Here is a 14,600-nt window from a genome sequence, read left to right as displayed (position 1 = left end):
CACTCACGCCCGCCACACCCCGACGATCGCAGGACATGCGCGCCTTCCTCTACTACGCCCTGATGCTCCTGCTCGGATATGCCTGGTACAGGTACGGACAGAAGCTGCTGCGCAAGGGCTATCGCGATGAGGAGGGCGAACTCACCCAGGGGCTCGTAGGGCCCGTCGGATTCCTCATGGCCGGTGGCGTGACCTGCTACCTCTTCTTCGCGATGCTGCGCGCCCTGGTCCGGGGCGAGGTGCCGTGCGTCGGAAAGGGCTGCGTGGGGCAGGTCTACACGCTGGCGGCGCATGCGGGTGACTACTGGGCCAACCTGTTCTTCCTGGCGTGGTGCGTCCTGGGCTTGGGCTATGCGATGTACGTGACGCTCAGGATCTGGTTCCGGGCTTAGCCCGCGCAGTGCGCGCAGCCGGCTCCCGCGCCAGCATCTCGACGACCAAAGCAATGAACCACTGGTGCAGCGCCGAGGTCTCGTGCCGCTCGTGCCAGACCAGCTCGACGGTGCGCGCCGGCGCCGCCAGCGGTGGCGCCACGCGCTTGAGGCCCGTCATGCGCATCGTCTCCAGGCCCTCGGACCAGGGCAGCACGGCGATCAGGTCGGAGCGGCGCACGGCCTCGTAGGCTGCGGAGTAGTGACTCACCGTGCTGACGAGGTTGCGCTGCAGGCCGCGGCCTTGCAGCACGCGGTCGTAGATGCCACCGACACGGCCCGCCAGGCTCACGTCGAGGTGGCGGGCGGCCAGGAATTTCTTCAGCGGAATCTTGTCCAGCTTCGCCAGCGGATGGTCGTTGCGCATGAAGCAGGCGAAGTCCACCGACCACAGCCGGCGTGAGCGCATGAAGCCCGGGCGCTGCACGTCGTCGTTGTAGGCGCCGATGGCGAAATCGGCCCGGTTGTCGTCCAGCGACTGCCCGAAGTCCACGACCGTGCCGGGGTGGGTGTGCAAGCGCATGCCCGGCGCAAGTTCGCCGAGCCGCTCGAGCAGGCGGGGGGCGACGATGCAGGCCACGTAGTCGGTCATCGAGACTGTCAGGCGGGCGTCGCTTTGCGAGGCATCGAAGCTCTCGCCCTCGAGCGTGCCCCGGATGGTGCGCAGCGAGCGCGCCAGCGGCGCCCACAACTCCGTGGCGCGCCGCGTCGGGCGGATGCCCGCGCCGTTGCGCACGAACAAAGGGTCGCCGTAGGTTTCGCGCAGCCGGCGCAGCGCGTTGCTGACCGTGGGCTGCGTCAGCGACAGCTTGGACGCGGCACGCGTCACGTTGCCTTCGTTCATGAGGGCTTCGAAGACCTTCAGCAGGTTCAGATCGGCGTTGCGGTAGTTCATGGACAGGGGAGGCTGAAACCATTCACATGGTCAATGGAATGGATTCAGCATATAAATTTTTCGGAATTGTGACGCGATCCTACGATCCCGTCATTCCTCACCGCCCATGCCCTCGGAACCCGGCAAACAGACCCATGACTCAGATCCTCGTCAAGAACGCCCGCCTGCTCGATCCGCTGAAGCCCGAGCTGCAGGACCGCCACGACATCCTGATCGAGGGCGACACCATCCGCGAGGTGTCCGACCGGCCGATCGTGGCGCGCGATGCGCGGGTCATCGACGCCGCCGGCAAGACCGTGATGCCCGGCCTGATCGACCTGCATGTGCACGTGGTGGCCGTCGACCTGAACCTGCAGCGCCAGGCGCTGATGCCCAACGTGCTGGCGACGCTGCGCAGTCTGCCGATCCTGCGCGGCATGCTGCGCCGCGGCTTCACCACCGTGCGCGACGCCGCCGGCGCGGGCGATGCGTTCAAGCAGGCGGTGCAGTCGGGGCTGGCGCAGGGGCCGCGCCTGTTCGTCTCGGGCCGCGCGCTGAGCCAGACCGGCGGCCATGGCGACGGCCGTGCGCGTTCCGACTATCTGGTGGCCAACGCCGTGTGCCCCAACTGCGCCCGTGTGGGCATGCTCGCCCGCGTGGCCGACGGCGTGGACGCCGTGCGCAAGGCCGTGCGCGAAGAACTGCAGATGGGCGCAGACCAGATCAAGATCATGGCCGGCGGCGGCGTGGCGTCGCCCACCGACCCGGTCGACGCCCTGGGCTACAGCGAGGACGAGATCCGCGCCATCGTCGGGGAGGCCGCGGCCCGCAACACCTACGTACTGGCCCACGCCTACACCCCGGCCGCGATCCAGCGCGTGGTGCGCTGCGGCGTGCGCACGATCGAGCACGGCAACCTGGTCGATGCACCCACCGCCGCGCTCATGGCCGCGCACGGCGCCTATGTGGTGCCCACGCTGGTGACCTACGACGCGCTCGCCAACGAAGGCGCGGCCCTGGGGCTGCCGCCCGCCAGCGTGGCCAAGGTGGAAGACGTGCGCGGCGCCGGGCTGCGCTCGCTCGAGATCTACAAGGCGGCCGGCGTGAAGATGGGCTTCGGCACTGACCTGCTGGGCGAATCGCATCGGCTGCAGAGCGACGAGTTCCGCCTGCGCGCGCAGGTGCTGTCGCCGGCCGAGATCATCGCCAGCGCCACGCGGATCGGCGCCGAGGTGCTGGGCATGAGCGACCGGCTCGGCCGGTTGATCCCGGGCGCGCTGGCCGACCTGCTGCTGGTCGATGGCGATCCGATGCGCAATCTCGATTGCCTGCTGGGGCAGGGCGAGCGCATTCCCCTGGTGATGAAGGCCGGCGTGGTCGAGTTCGACGCGCTGTAGCCCACGCTCCCGAGCTGTTCAGACAACCCGCCGGATGCCTCCGGCCCTCTTCAAGGAAACGACACATGCCCAAGCTGACGCAAGCCGTCTGGCGGTACCGCCACGACCAGATGGTCCGGTTGATGGACGAACTCGCCGTCGATGCGCTGGTGTTCACCACCGCCGATTTCTTTCAGTTCGCGACCAACTTCCACACCGACGTGCAGCCCTGGGAGCGGCCGATCTTCGCGGTCGTGCCGCGCCAGGGCGAGGGCTTCCTGGTCATGAACGAGCTGTCCACGAACCACATGCGCTTCTCGATGGAAGCGCACAAGGTGTGGATCACGGACGTGACGTTCTATGCCGAGCATCCGATGGTGAGCAACCGCCTGCCGCTCGTGTCGCAGCTCCCCGAGATCCTCGCCGAGCGCCTGAGCCGCGCCGGCCTGCGCCGCTCGCGCATCGCGCTGGATGCCGGCAGCGGCGTGATGGCGGCCGTGCAGCGCCTGCTGCCCGACCTGAACGTGCGCGTCGCCACCGCGGAAGTGCGCAGCCTGCGCTGGCAGAAGCACGCCGAGGAACTGGCCGTCATGCAGGCCATGGCCGGGCTGACGGACTGGCTGCAGGACCGCTACCGCGAAGCGATCAAGCCCGGCCGCCTGGTGCAGGAGATGGACTGCGCCATGGCCAGCCTGTTCGTGCAGGAGGCCGCCGAGCGCTTTCCCGGCGAGCAGTTCGAGGTCGTGCGCTGCTGGACGCTCAGCGGCCCGGCGTCGGCCTCGCCGCACGGCGACGGTGCCTCCTGCGGCGCGCGCATCCGCGAAGGCGACGTGCTGGTCAACATCGTGATTCCCCGGCTCAACGGCCTGACGATCGAGAACGAGCGCACCTGGTTCTGCGGGCGCCCCGACGACCAGAAGAAGGCGCTGTGGACGGCCGCGCGCGACGCGACCGATGCGGCCATCGGCGCGGCCGTGACAGGCCGGCCTGTGTGCGCGATCGACGCCGCGGCGCAGGCCGTGATCGAACGCGCCGGCTTTGCCGACTGCATCCGCCACCGCACGGGCCACGCCATCGGCATCGTGCACCACGAGTACCCGGAGGACATGGCCTTCAGCCAGCGCCCGCTGCGCGACAACGAGGTCTATTCGGCCGAGCCCGGCCTGTACGTCTACGGCGTGGGCGGCTTTCGAATCGACGACACGGTCGTGGTGGGCGCGACGCCGCGCGTGCTCACCGCCACGCCCAAGTCGCTCGACTACGCCACCGTCGGTTGATACCGCTCACACCTTTCGCAACCACCGACCTTGACTTCATCATGACCACCCGTCGCACCATGCTTTCCGCGTTGGCCGTTGCAGCTTCGCTGCTCGCCGCACCCGCCTTCGCGCAGGGCTTTCCTTCCAAGCCGATCAAGGTCGTGGTTCCGCAGCCGGCCGGCTCGGGGCCGGACACGCTGGCGCGCACGCTGGCCGACGTGCTCGCCAAGAGCATCGGGCAGAGCGTCGTGGTGGAGAACCGGCCCGGCGCCAACGGCACGCTGGCTGCGGCTTATGTGCTCTCGCAGCCTGCGGACGGCTACACGCTGTTCCTGGCCGGCGTCTCGAACATGTCGTGGAACCCGCACCTGTACAAGTCGCTGGGGCACCAGCCGGCGCGCGACTTCACCGGCGTCGCCGTCATCGCCAACACCCCGTTCGTGACGGTCGTGTCGCCGAGCCTGGGCGTGAAGACGCTGCCCGAGCTCATCAAGATGGCCAAGGCAGAGCCGCAGCGGCTCAGCTTTGCATCCGCCGGCATCGGCAACTCCACCCATCTTGCGAGCGAGCTGCTGAAGTCGCGCACCGGCATCCAGATGCAGCACGTGCCCATCAGCGGCGCAGGTGGCCCCAACGCGCTGACCAGCGTGATGGCGGGCGACACGCCGGTGATGACGACCGTCCCCGTCGGCGTCGTGCCGCTGGTCAAGAGCGGCAAGCTGGTGCCATTGGCCGTGACCGGTGAGCGGCGGCTGGCGCAGCTGCCCGACGTGCCCACGTTCAAGGAGCTGGGCATCGACATGGAAGTGCCCGGCTGGTACTCCCTGGTGGCGCGCGCAGGCGCACCCGGCGACGCGGTCACGCGGCTCAACGCCGAGATCAATAAAGCCCTGGACACGCCCGAGATGAAGGAGCGCCTGGCCGGCCAGATGCTGATCGGCGTCAAGTCGACCCCGGCCGATGTCTTGAAGTTCACGCAGCGCGAGTCGGCGACCTGGGGGCCCATCATCGATCGGCTGGGCATCGCACAGTGAGTGACATGGCGCAGGTTTCTTTCGAGGCGCTGGACCACGCGCTGCGGCGGTTTCCGGGGCACCGGCTGTTCACCGTGCTGGCGATCGACCCCGGCCTTGCGGCGTCCCGGCGCCTGTACACGAGCGACCCGGTGGCGTATCCGTGCGGCGGTACCAAGCCACTGCACCATGACAACGACTTCTTTCGCGAGGTGGTGCAGGGCGGCCGGGCGCGCATCTGCGTTGATCAGGAAGACTGCCGTCGCGCGTTCCCGGACCATGCGCTGATCGACGCGCTGGGCTGCCGGTCTGCCATCAATGTGCCGATCCGGCACGACGGCCGCACCCTCGGTTCGCTGAACCTGCTGCACGAGGAACACTGGTACCAGCCCGACATGGTGCCCGCGCTGATGCGCTTCGCCGAACAGGCCGCACCCTTGCTTCTTTCGCTCCGATACGTTGAGATGCCCGCATGACGATCCATCGCCGAACCTTCGTGCTGAATGCTGCCGTGTCCCTGTATGCGGCATCGCTCGCCACCGCGGCGCGTGCAGCCGGCCCGGGCTACCCCAGCAAGCCGATCACCATCGTGTTTCCTTATGCGGCAGGCGGTGCCACCGACGCCATGACGCGGCAAATCGCGGACCTCATGGCCAAGGCGCTCGGCCAGCCGGTCATCGTCGACGCGAAGCCGGGCGCCGGTGGATCGATGGCGCTGCAGCAGGCCGTGCGCGCCAACCCGGACGGGCACACGCTGGTGCTCGTGGCCAGCGGAACGATGGCCGTCAACCCTTACCTGTACGACCTGAAGTACAAGCCGGTGGAAGACCTGGCGCCCATCACGATCCTGGTCGACATTCCCTTCGTGGTCGTGACAAGGCCGGACTTTCCCGCACGCACCCTCAAGGAATTCATCGCCCATGCCAAGGCGAATCCGGGAAAGATCTCGTTCGCGAATGCAGGCGTGGGCACGCAGGCCCACCTGACGCAGATGATGTTCATGAAGGAGGCTGGCATCTCGGCCAACGTCGTTCCCTACAAGGGCGGCACGGGCGCCATCGCCGACCTGCTCGGCGGCCACATCGACGCCATGATCGACAACGCCGCCGCGCAGGTTGCGAACGTGCAGGCCGGCAAGGTGCGCGCGCTGTTCGTCACCACGCGCGAGCGCAGCGAATCGCTGCCCGGCGTGCCCACGGCGCAGGAGGCGGGGTTGCCGGGCTTCGTGACCTCGGGGTGGTTCGGGCTGGCCGCGCCGAAGGGTACGCCGCAGGCCATCGTCGACAAGCTCAACGCGGTGATCGTCCAGGGCATGGCGCGGCCTGAGACGCGGAAGAGGTTGATTGACGCGGGGTGGATGCCGATGGGCAGTTCACCTGGGGAGGCGGTGGATCGGGCGCGGGCGGACCTGGCGCGGTTTGGGGAGATTGCGCGGCAGATTGGGCTGAAGAGGGAGTGAAGGCCGCCATGGCCTCGTGAGCAGGCGTTGCAAAGTCCGATCGAGCGTGGGTGTGCCGCCGGACTGTGAATGCCCAAGCGATGGGCGCTGCTTTCAAGCGCATGCACGGCACACACTGTGGAGCAGAGCTGGCGGACTCCGATCAGCGACTGGCTCAAGAACTAAGGCGCCACGGGGATCACGAGAACATCTTGGACCAGAACGATTTTTTCGCAGCCGGTGCGTCCGCCACCTTGGGTGGTACTGCGGGGGAGGCAGACGCAATGGTCTCGATGGAGGGGGTGGTGTCGAGCACGATGTCGGGCACGCTTTCCCATTTCACGCGGTCGTTGTGGCTGATTTCACGGAACTCCGCGTCGATCGCCGTGCCGTTGTCATACCACTTTTTGAAGCGCATCTGGCGCTCCTGCAGCGTGCTCATCTCGGTGTCGATGGCAGTGAGTTGCTGCTTGAGGCTCAGGAAGGCCGGGAAGAACCGGTCCGAGAAATCGGGTGCGTCCACCAGCCGTGTCACTTCCTTGGATTGCTCCTGGAGATTGGCGATCATGGCACTGATCATCTGCGCGAACTTGGCCTGACGCTCTTGTTCCTTGTAACTGTCCCAAGCTTCGAGCGCGATGCCGGCAACGGCCAGCGTGCTGCCGAGGCCGTTGGCCACCTTTGTAGCGCCCCAGGGCTTGAATTTGAGGTACTTGCTGATGTCGAGGCCCACCATTTTGGTGGCGGCATTGACGCTATCGCGCACGGCGAGAACCTTGCTGTTCGTGATGACGCCCGGCTGCGAGAGAAAGTTGACGCCCTTCTTGCCAAGCGAGCTCACCACATCGTTGTAGTGCGCAAGTTCGTTGTTGACGTTGATCTGAATTCGGCTCAGATCGCGTGAGATTCCTCCCACTTCGTCACTGAAAATTTCCTCGATTCGTTGCTGGACCAAACAGCCTTCATTGCCGATTTCCCGATGCACGAAGTCGTCGAATGCATCCACGCTCACGTTCTTGGCCTGCAGTTGCAGGTCTTCGAAGTAGCGCAGCAGACGACCGCGCAGACGCACTTGCGTTTGCCCGATGCTGGCGTGGATCTTTTGAAGTTCGATGGCCTGGCTTTGCTTGATTGCTGTGACGCGGCGCGCTTCATCGGCCAGCAGGGCATAGGCCTCCTTGGCCGCGGGCAACTGCTTGGTGATGACGTCCGAGATGATGGATTTCTTGGTCTCGTTGGCCATTGCCAGAAGTCCACCATTGCTTTCGATCTTCTTCTGTGTTGCAGTCTGCAGCTCCCCGATGCGGGAGAGCTTGCGGAAGTCGGCGATGTTGCGCAGCCAGTGCTCCACGCCCATGTCGAAGGGATTGGCCGACACCGCTACGATGGCGGCATCAGTTTGCTCCTGCGGCGCCAGCTCGAGCACGTCGTTCAAGCGCTTGAGGACCGAGGTCTTCTTGATGAGGAATTTTTCCTGGAATTCGGCAGAGTCCGCCATGTCTGCTACTTCGTCGAATCGGCTGAGTACGAACACGGTTCGGGGCAACAGGTTCAGCGTACGGAACAGCCACTTCAGGTCTTCTGTGTGGCTTTCCTTGATCGGATTGGTCGAATTCATCACATACAGAACAAGGTGGGCTTCGCTCACGTAGCGCTTGGTGATGTCCTTGTATTTTTCGATCTGCTCAGTCGATGCGTTGGTCTTTTCCTTGAAGCCGAAAAGACCAGGTGTATCGATGATCTGCAGCTGGTCTTTGAAGTTGTAGATCGCGACTTCGCTGGAGGATTCTTGCTGGCTGATGTTCATGCTCTTTCGGTCGAGCTCTTCTAGCCACGCGGCGGCGATAGAGGTTTTCCCCTCGGAGAAGCCGCCGATCAACGCGACCCTGAGCTTCTGGTCGGTGGCGCTCTCCACTGATTTCTGTAGCTTTTCTGCCAGTTCAGGATGCAGTTGAATGCCTAGCTCGCGGCCTTCCTTCACGAAGGTCGTCAGACTGGACAAGATGTTCAAAGCCTGCAGCTTCTGTTGCTCAAACGAATGAATTGCGCTGGTCATGTTTGTGATGGCTCCTGTTTTCATGCGGCTGCCGCAGCGTCTGCGGCAGTTTTGATGGCTGTGGTGGTAATTGCTGCTCCCGGTGCTGGCTCAGGAATGAGCTTGTCGCGCAAGGTCGTCATCTTGTCGGCAATTTCTTTCAACGCCGTCTTGGTGTTGATGCTTTGCTCGTAGGGAATGCGCATCTGCATTTTGGTGTCCTGCAGCGCTTCATTGATCTTGGCGCTCGCGGAGTCGAGGTTGTTGTCCAGCATTTCGCTGAGCTTCGCGAACACCTTTTCCAGGTTGTCATCGGCAGACTTGCGCTGCTGCTTTTTCTTGTAGTCGCTGCTGAAGAAGCTGCGAACGGCTTTGTAGAAGCTGAACACGAGACCGACCGCTGCAATCACGGCGGCGGCAGTCCAGCCCACGGGATTGGAGGCCAAAAACGATGTCCAAACCAGTGCCACTGCACCACCGAGGGTCGAGATGAGGCCGAAGACGTTGATGCCGCTATCCAACTTGAAGTCGGTGTTGAATCTGAGCTTCATGGACGAGAATGGGGCGTCGATCGTGTAGTGCAGGATCTCGTCCACGTTCTCCTGGTTCTTCTTGATGATCTCCCCGGCCTCGTGTTTGAACATCTCAAACACTTTGGAAAATCGCGCTTCCAGGTCTTTGCCAGCGTTGGTCTTGAGCTCCTCGAAGTCCGTGGTCAGGCGATCTTTGAAGTCATCGTTGCTCTGGTCTGTGCTGATGTAGTCGTAGATCGCCCTGCGCATGGCGGTCTTCTTCTCGGTCAATTGGTCGTGGCATTCGTTCTTGAGTTTCTGCGAAGTGCCGGAGAGCAGGACATCGATCTGCGAGGATGCGGATTTCTGCTGGGCGCCTAACTTTTGCGCCGCGTTGGCGAAGTTGTCGCGTGCCTGGTGCAGGTGGTTGATGCCTTCCTGCAGACAGCTCCGGATCTTTTTCAAGTTGGCGTCGGCGATTTTTCTCTGGAAGTTCTGGCAGATATCGGTGCGTATGAATTGCAGAAATGCGTCCATGCCACTGCGCTTAAGAATTTCGCTGGTACTCATTGCCAGCAAAAATTTCTCGCGACTTTTGACATGCGGGTTGTTGGGGGCCAAGCAACTTGCCGACGCTAGAAAGGCCGGCATGCCGCTCAGGCAGATGTGGCCTTTGTAGGTTTCTGGGCCCAGCGTGCCGGTCAATGACTTGCCCATGTCAACCAGACCGACGGAATCATTCTTGTTGATCAGCGTCTCGCCCTGCAGAACCTGCGGGTTCGTCGCGCTCTTGTTATAGATCGCCCAGACTTCAGTCTGCTTGCCGAGTTGGCGCTTGATCTTGTCGATCGTGCCTTCCTGGCCTTCGCTTCCCGAGCCGGGTGGTGTGGCTGCGCGCGTCACATAGAAGATGGCATGAGCTTTCTTGACGGACGCTTCGATGGCGCTCATTACCTGCGTTTCGTCGCCTTCGATGCCGGGGACATCGATCAACTGAAACTTCTGGCCGTTTGCCGTGAAGCGGTAGGCATGCGACAGCAGTGTGAAGTCGGATCGGCCGTTGCCGATGATGTTGCCGTCCTGCAGTGGTACCAGTTGCGCACACGAGTTCTCCACTTGGACTTGCTCGCTGCGGCGCGCATCTAGCTCAGCGCTCACTTTGAGCGATTCCGCGGCGATGGCTTCGAGTTCTCCTCCGTTGCTGGCCTTGAGCTGAGCGAGTTGCAGCTCCAGCGCGTGCAGAGCTTTTTCTTCGCCCAGTTTCTTGAACAGGTATACCGTCTTCTGCCACCAGTTCAGGCTCTTGCGCTTGTGCTCAATGGTAGCTTTCAGTGCCTGCAGATGGGCGCCTTGCTGTCGCTCCTCTTCTTGCAGCGTCTGCTTGAGGATCTCCACTTGACCTTGGATTCCGGTGAGTTGCAAATTCAGTTGCCGGATGGATTGCTCCAAGGCCGCGAGGCTGTGTGTATCGATACGAAGGTCCTTGGCCAGCGCCTTGAATTTCTGCTGCGTGGCGAGCTTCTCGCTGTCGCTCAGAAGGATTCGCAGGGTTTCGATCAGCGTTGACTTGCCCGCGTTCGTCTCTCCATAGAACGCAATGGTGAATGTGTCCCATTCGGCGAGCTCCCGAAGTTCGCGAATGTCTTCGTTGGTCTTGTCGCGGAAATTCTCTAGCAATGTTTTGGAGCTGGCGATCGCCTTCGCCAAGTCGTGGTTGCCATTGGTGGCTGAGGCCTTCTTGAGCACCGCTGCAAGCGATTGATCGATCATTGCGGTGACTTGATCGTAGACCTGATCCGTAGTGTTGGTGTTGGACATTTCCGTCAGGGATTTCTGGATTGGAGAGATTGACGTTCATCGCAAGAGGCCTGGGGATACGCTGACGCCTTCCCATTGCTCGGCGACGGGTTGCGCCTCCAAGGCGACAAAGTGATGAAGATGTTGGTCGGCTTGACTTAGCTGCGCCGACTCGGATGCTGCGGGGCGTCTGAGGCTGGAAATATGCGGCGAAGTCCTGACAAGGAGCTCCGCCAGTTGAAAAGGATCGACCCTTGCATCACGCCCTCATGTTTCTGGTTGTTACGAGTGCATTTTGGCATCTGGATGCCTTTCATCAAGACGTCTTGAATGTTGGGCCGTCCGCTTCTGGGTAACTTGCTCCTTGCGTGGTCGCCAATAATGCAGGTGCGCCGTTCCAAGCCACCAGCTCGAAGAACGTGCTGGTTGCGAACTGGCACCACTTCACTCGCACGCTGCTGGAGCAGATACTCGGCTTAGTGGTGCACGGAGTGTTCGCGGGAGGGGAGTCTTGGCGCTACGCAGTGGCGAAGCACGTCGTTGTCTACTACCGCAGCCGAGCAGTCATTGGTCCTGCCGGATTGAAGGTTGGCAAGGCTCACCTCATCCCGTCCGAAAAACACCCTCCGCGAGATCCGCAATCCGCCCCCTCACCGCAACCCCGATTGCCGATCCGCCGCCTCCACCAGCTGCATCAACCCCGGCCCGATGGTGTCCAGCAGCTGCGCCTTCTTCCAGCGAAACCCCGGCACCGCGCAGTTGAACAGCAACCGGCGCGGCCCGTAGCGGATGCGTGCGGCGGCGCCTGCGGCGAGCACGCCGAAGCCTGAGTCGCCCAGGTTGATGGCGAAGCCGCGCTTGCCGTAGTGCGCCACGCTCTCGCGCACGCCTTCGAGGCAGCGCGCGTGCTCGTCGGGCCGCTCGTGCTTCACGCGGGCCAGGAACTCCTGGCGCTCACCCGCAGGCAGCTGCGCCAGCCACGCACGCCCCATGGCGGTTTCGACGATGCCGCGCACGGCGCCGACACCGGGGCGCTTGAGGGTGCCGCCTTCGTGGGCGCACGTTTCCAGGTAGACCACGTCGAGGTCGCTGGTCACGCCGACCGACACCGCGCCCTCGACGCGGTCGGCCAGTTGCTGCATGGCCGGGCGCAGCAGGGCCAGCATCGGCGTGTTGATGACGTAGGGGTAGCACAGCGCCACGGCAGCGGGGCCGATGAAGTAGCGGTCCAGGCGTTCGTCGTGGTCCAGGAAACCCATGGTCAGCAAGGTGCGGCACAGGCGCGAGACGGTGGGGCGCGACAGGCCCAGCTTGGCGGCGAACTCGCTGTTGGCGTGCGCGCGCGGGTCGCCCACGAAGGTCTGCAGGATGAGCAGGCCCTTGGCCAGGGTGCCGGCGATGTACGGGTCTTCGTCCCGCACGCGGCGCAGGTCGTCGGAATGCTTCATGGGCTGGCGGCGATTCTGGACAGGGCGGGGCATGGGAGTGAATCGTAGTTTCAATGATTGAAATTCAGTGCCGGCAATTGTGGACCTGCTTCCTACAGTCGCGGCCACCATGATCCGAGACACCCCCCACTTCGAGGCCCTGCGGGCCGACATCCGCGCCTTCGTTCGCGAACGCTGGCATCCGCTGGAAGACCAGGTCAGCCGCGACAACGACATCCCGTCCGACGTGGTCGACGAGCTGCGACGCAAGGGCTACTTCGGCTGGAGCATTCCCGAGGCTTACGGCGGCCTGGGCCTGACGACCGAGGAACTGGTGCTGTGCGCGATGGAGCTGTCGCAGTCGTCGGTGGCGCTGCGCGCCCGCGTGGGCACCAACACGGGCATCGGCTCCGAAGCGCTGGTGGCCGACGGCACCGAGGCGCAGAAGCAGCGCTGGCTGCCGCGCATGGCGACGGGCGAGCTCACGGGCTGCCTGGCGCTCACGGAGCCCGAGGCGGGCTCGGAGGCGAGCAACGTGCAGACCACTGCGCGCCGCGAGGGCGACCACTACGTGCTCAACGGCAGCAAGCGCTTCATCACCAACGCGCCGGTGGCCGATGTGTTCACCGTCATCGCCCGCACCGAAGACGGCTCGAAGGGCAGCAAGGGGGTGTCGGCGTTCCTGGTCGAGCGCGGGCCGGGCCTGACGACGGGCGCGCCCTACCGCATGATGGGCCAGGCCGGCTCCTTCGTGTCGGACGTGCATTTCGACGAATGCCGCGTGCACGCCGACCAGCTCATCGGAGGGCGCGAGGGCATGGGCTTCCAGACGGTGATGAAGGTGCTCAACAAGCAGCGCCTGCACCTGGCGGCGCTGTGCACGGGCCCGGCGATCCGCATGCTGGACCTGGCCATGGCGCACACCAGCAGCCGCCATCAGTTCGGCCAGGCGGTGGCCGACTTCCAGCTGGTGCAGGCCATGATCGCCGACAGCCGCACCGAGATCTACGCGGCGCGTTCGATGATCCTCGAGGCGGCGCGTGCACGCGATCGCGGCGAAGACGTGGCGATGTCGGCCTCGATGTGCAAGTACTTCGCGTCGGAGATGTGCGGCCGCGTGGCCGACCGCGCGGTGCAGATGTTCGGTGGCTCGGGCTACGTGGCTGACTTCAGCCCCATCGAGCGCTACTACCGCGACGTGCGCCTGTTCCGCCTGTACGAGGGCACGAGCCAGATCCACCAGTTGAACATCGCCAAGCTGGCGCTGCGCGAGGCGGGTGCGCGATGAACGTGCGCACGGACCTCGTTGCACGGGTGCGCGACTTCGTCGAGCGGCATTGCATCCCGCTCGAATCGACGGTCCACGTGCACGACCCGCGGGCGATGGACGCGGCGCTGTCGCAGCTGCGCCCGGTCGCGCGCGAGCTGGGCCTGTACCTGCCGCAGATGCCGGTGGAGGAGGGCGGGCTGGGCCTGTCGTGGGTCGAGCGCGCGGCGGTGTTCGAGGAGGCCGGCCGCAGCTACCTGGGCCCGGCCGCGCTCAACTGCGCCGCGCCCGACCAGCCCAACATGATCAGCCTGCTGCGCCAGGGCACGCCCACGCAGCAGCAGCGCTACCTGCGACCGCTGGCCGAGGGCCGCATCCGCTCGTGCTTCGCGATGACCGAGCCGGCGCCCGGCGCGGGCTCCGACCCGTCGATGCTGCGCACCACCGCGCGGCGCGAGGGGGACGGGTGGGTCATCGACGGCCATAAGTGGTTCATCACCGGCGCGGTGGGCGCGGCCTTCTGCATCGTGCTGGCGCAGACGGACGAGGGGCCCACGCAGTTCATCGTGGACATGGACCACCCGGGCCTTTCGCTGGTGCGCGCCATCCGTGCCGTCGACCCCTTCGCCGTGGGCGGCCACGGCGAGCTGCGCTTCACGGCCTGCCGCGTGGGCGCCGACGCGGTGCTGGGCGAGGTGGGCTCGGGCTTCGTGGCGGCGCAGCAGCGGCTGGAGCCCGCGCGGCTGTCGCACTGCCTGCGGCTCATGGGCCGCGCGCGGCGTGCGCTCGAGATCGCGCAGGCCTACGTGTGCGAGCGCACGTCGTTCGGCGATCGTCTGGCCGACCTGCAGCAGATCCAGGCGATGGTGGCCGACTGCCACATCGACCTGCATGCCAGCCGGCTCATGAGCCTGGACTGCGCGCGCTGCATGGACGCGGGCCTGTCGGTGAAGACCGAGTCGGCGATGACGAAGGTCTTCGTGTCCGAGGCCCTGAACCGCGTGGCCGACCGCGCGGCGCAGATGTGCGGCGCGCTGGGCATGTCGGAAGACGCGCCCATCGCCCTCATCGTGCGCGAGCTGCGGCCCTTCCGTATCTACGACGGCGCCTCCGAGCTGCACCGCGCCACGCTCGGGCGCCGCTTCCTCACGCACTGACACGCTGAACACAC

12 protein-coding genes are annotated in these 14,600 nt (G+C 64.8%); 8 read left to right on the top strand and 4 right to left on the bottom strand.

From position 1 onward, the window contains the following. Positions 1 to 35 precede the first annotated feature (35 nt). On the top strand, positions 36 to 392 hold the full coding sequence (locus AC07OX_RS04185) for a hypothetical protein (RefSeq protein ID WP_495259967.1): 357 nt from the start codon (positions 36 to 38) through the stop codon (positions 390 to 392). On the opposite strand, the gene AC07OX_RS04180 is transcribed toward AC07OX_RS04185, so the two are convergent. Next, complete coding sequence (locus tag AC07OX_RS04180; protein WP_495259966.1) at positions 370 to 1,326, bottom strand: LysR family transcriptional regulator; 957 nt, start codon at positions 1,324 to 1,326, stop codon at positions 370 to 372. The two genes, AC07OX_RS04185 and AC07OX_RS04180, sit on opposite strands and share 23 nt — an antisense overlap. Positions 1,327 to 1,460: 134 nt before the next feature. Here AC07OX_RS04180 and AC07OX_RS04175 point away from each other — a divergent pair, with 134 nt between their 5' ends. The 5 genes from AC07OX_RS04175 to AC07OX_RS04155 all read left to right on the top strand — a co-directional run bounded on the left by AC07OX_RS04175 (position 1,461) and on the right by AC07OX_RS04155 (position 6,412). Then, positions 1,461 to 2,702 carry a metal-dependent hydrolase family protein gene (locus AC07OX_RS04175; protein WP_495259965.1) on the top strand — a complete coding sequence of 414 codons (1,242 nt, stop codon included), beginning with the start codon at positions 1,461 to 1,463 and terminating at the stop codon, positions 2,700 to 2,702. A 65-nt stretch (positions 2,703 to 2,767) separates the two neighbouring features. After that, positions 2,768 to 3,958 carry a M24 family metallopeptidase gene (locus AC07OX_RS04170; RefSeq protein WP_095745859.1) on the top strand — a complete coding sequence of 397 codons (1,191 nt, stop codon included), beginning with the start codon at positions 2,768 to 2,770 and terminating at the stop codon, positions 3,956 to 3,958. Positions 3,959 to 3,999: 41 nt separating this feature from the next. Continuing rightward, the gene (locus tag AC07OX_RS04165) at positions 4,000 to 4,974 is read left to right on the top strand and encodes a Bug family tripartite tricarboxylate transporter substrate binding protein (RefSeq protein WP_495259963.1); all 975 of its coding nucleotides are present in this window, start codon (positions 4,000 to 4,002) and stop codon (positions 4,972 to 4,974) included. Positions 4,975 to 4,979: 5 nt separating this feature from the next. After that, positions 4,980 to 5,429 carry a GAF domain-containing protein gene (locus AC07OX_RS04160; protein ID WP_495259962.1) on the top strand — a complete coding sequence of 150 codons (450 nt, stop codon included), beginning with the start codon at positions 4,980 to 4,982 and terminating at the stop codon, positions 5,427 to 5,429. Further along, complete coding sequence (locus tag AC07OX_RS04155; protein WP_495259961.1) at positions 5,426 to 6,412, top strand: Bug family tripartite tricarboxylate transporter substrate binding protein; 987 nt, start codon at positions 5,426 to 5,428, stop codon at positions 6,410 to 6,412. Before AC07OX_RS04160 ends, AC07OX_RS04155 begins: the two co-directional genes overlap by 4 nt. A 178-nt stretch (positions 6,413 to 6,590) precedes the next feature. On the opposite strand, the gene AC07OX_RS04150 is transcribed toward AC07OX_RS04155, so the two are convergent. The 3 genes from AC07OX_RS04150 to AC07OX_RS04140 all read right to left on the bottom strand — a co-directional run bounded on the left by AC07OX_RS04150 (position 6,591) and on the right by AC07OX_RS04140 (position 12,183). Beyond that, a complete protein-coding gene (locus AC07OX_RS04150) occupies positions 6,591 to 8,447 on the bottom strand; it encodes a LeoA/HP0731 family dynamin-like GTPase (RefSeq protein ID WP_495259960.1) in 1,857 nt (618 codons plus the stop codon). 20 nt (positions 8,448 to 8,467) lie between these two features. Further along, positions 8,468 to 10,756 (bottom strand): hypothetical protein, encoded by a 2,289-nt coding sequence (locus AC07OX_RS04145; RefSeq protein ID WP_495259959.1) that lies wholly within the window; start codon positions 10,754 to 10,756, stop codon positions 8,468 to 8,470. A 629-nt stretch (positions 10,757 to 11,385) separates the two neighbouring features. Next, positions 11,386 to 12,183, bottom strand: coding sequence for an IclR family transcriptional regulator (locus tag AC07OX_RS04140; RefSeq protein WP_240531139.1), 798 nt, complete (start codon positions 12,181 to 12,183; stop codon positions 11,386 to 11,388). Positions 12,184 to 12,292: 109 nt separating this feature from the next. On the opposite strand from AC07OX_RS04140, the gene AC07OX_RS04135 reads away from it, so the two are divergent. Together AC07OX_RS04135 and AC07OX_RS04130 are read left to right on the top strand one after the other, a co-directional pair. Further along, positions 12,293 to 13,450: an acyl-CoA dehydrogenase family protein gene (locus AC07OX_RS04135; RefSeq protein ID WP_495259958.1), complete on the top strand. Its 1,158-nt coding sequence runs from the start codon at positions 12,293 to 12,295 to the stop codon at positions 13,448 to 13,450. After that, positions 13,447 to 14,586, top strand: a complete 1,140-nt coding sequence (locus AC07OX_RS04130) for an acyl-CoA dehydrogenase family protein (protein ID WP_495259957.1) — start codon at positions 13,447 to 13,449, stop codon at positions 14,584 to 14,586. The genes AC07OX_RS04135 and AC07OX_RS04130 overlap by 4 nt, the downstream gene beginning before the upstream one ends. Positions 14,587 to 14,600 lie beyond the last annotated feature (14 nt).

Source organism: Variovorax sp. GW821-FHT09D07, assembly GCF_059416345.1.
Note: the sequence above shows the minus strand (reverse complement) of the source record. Positions and strands in the feature narration are given on the sequence as shown.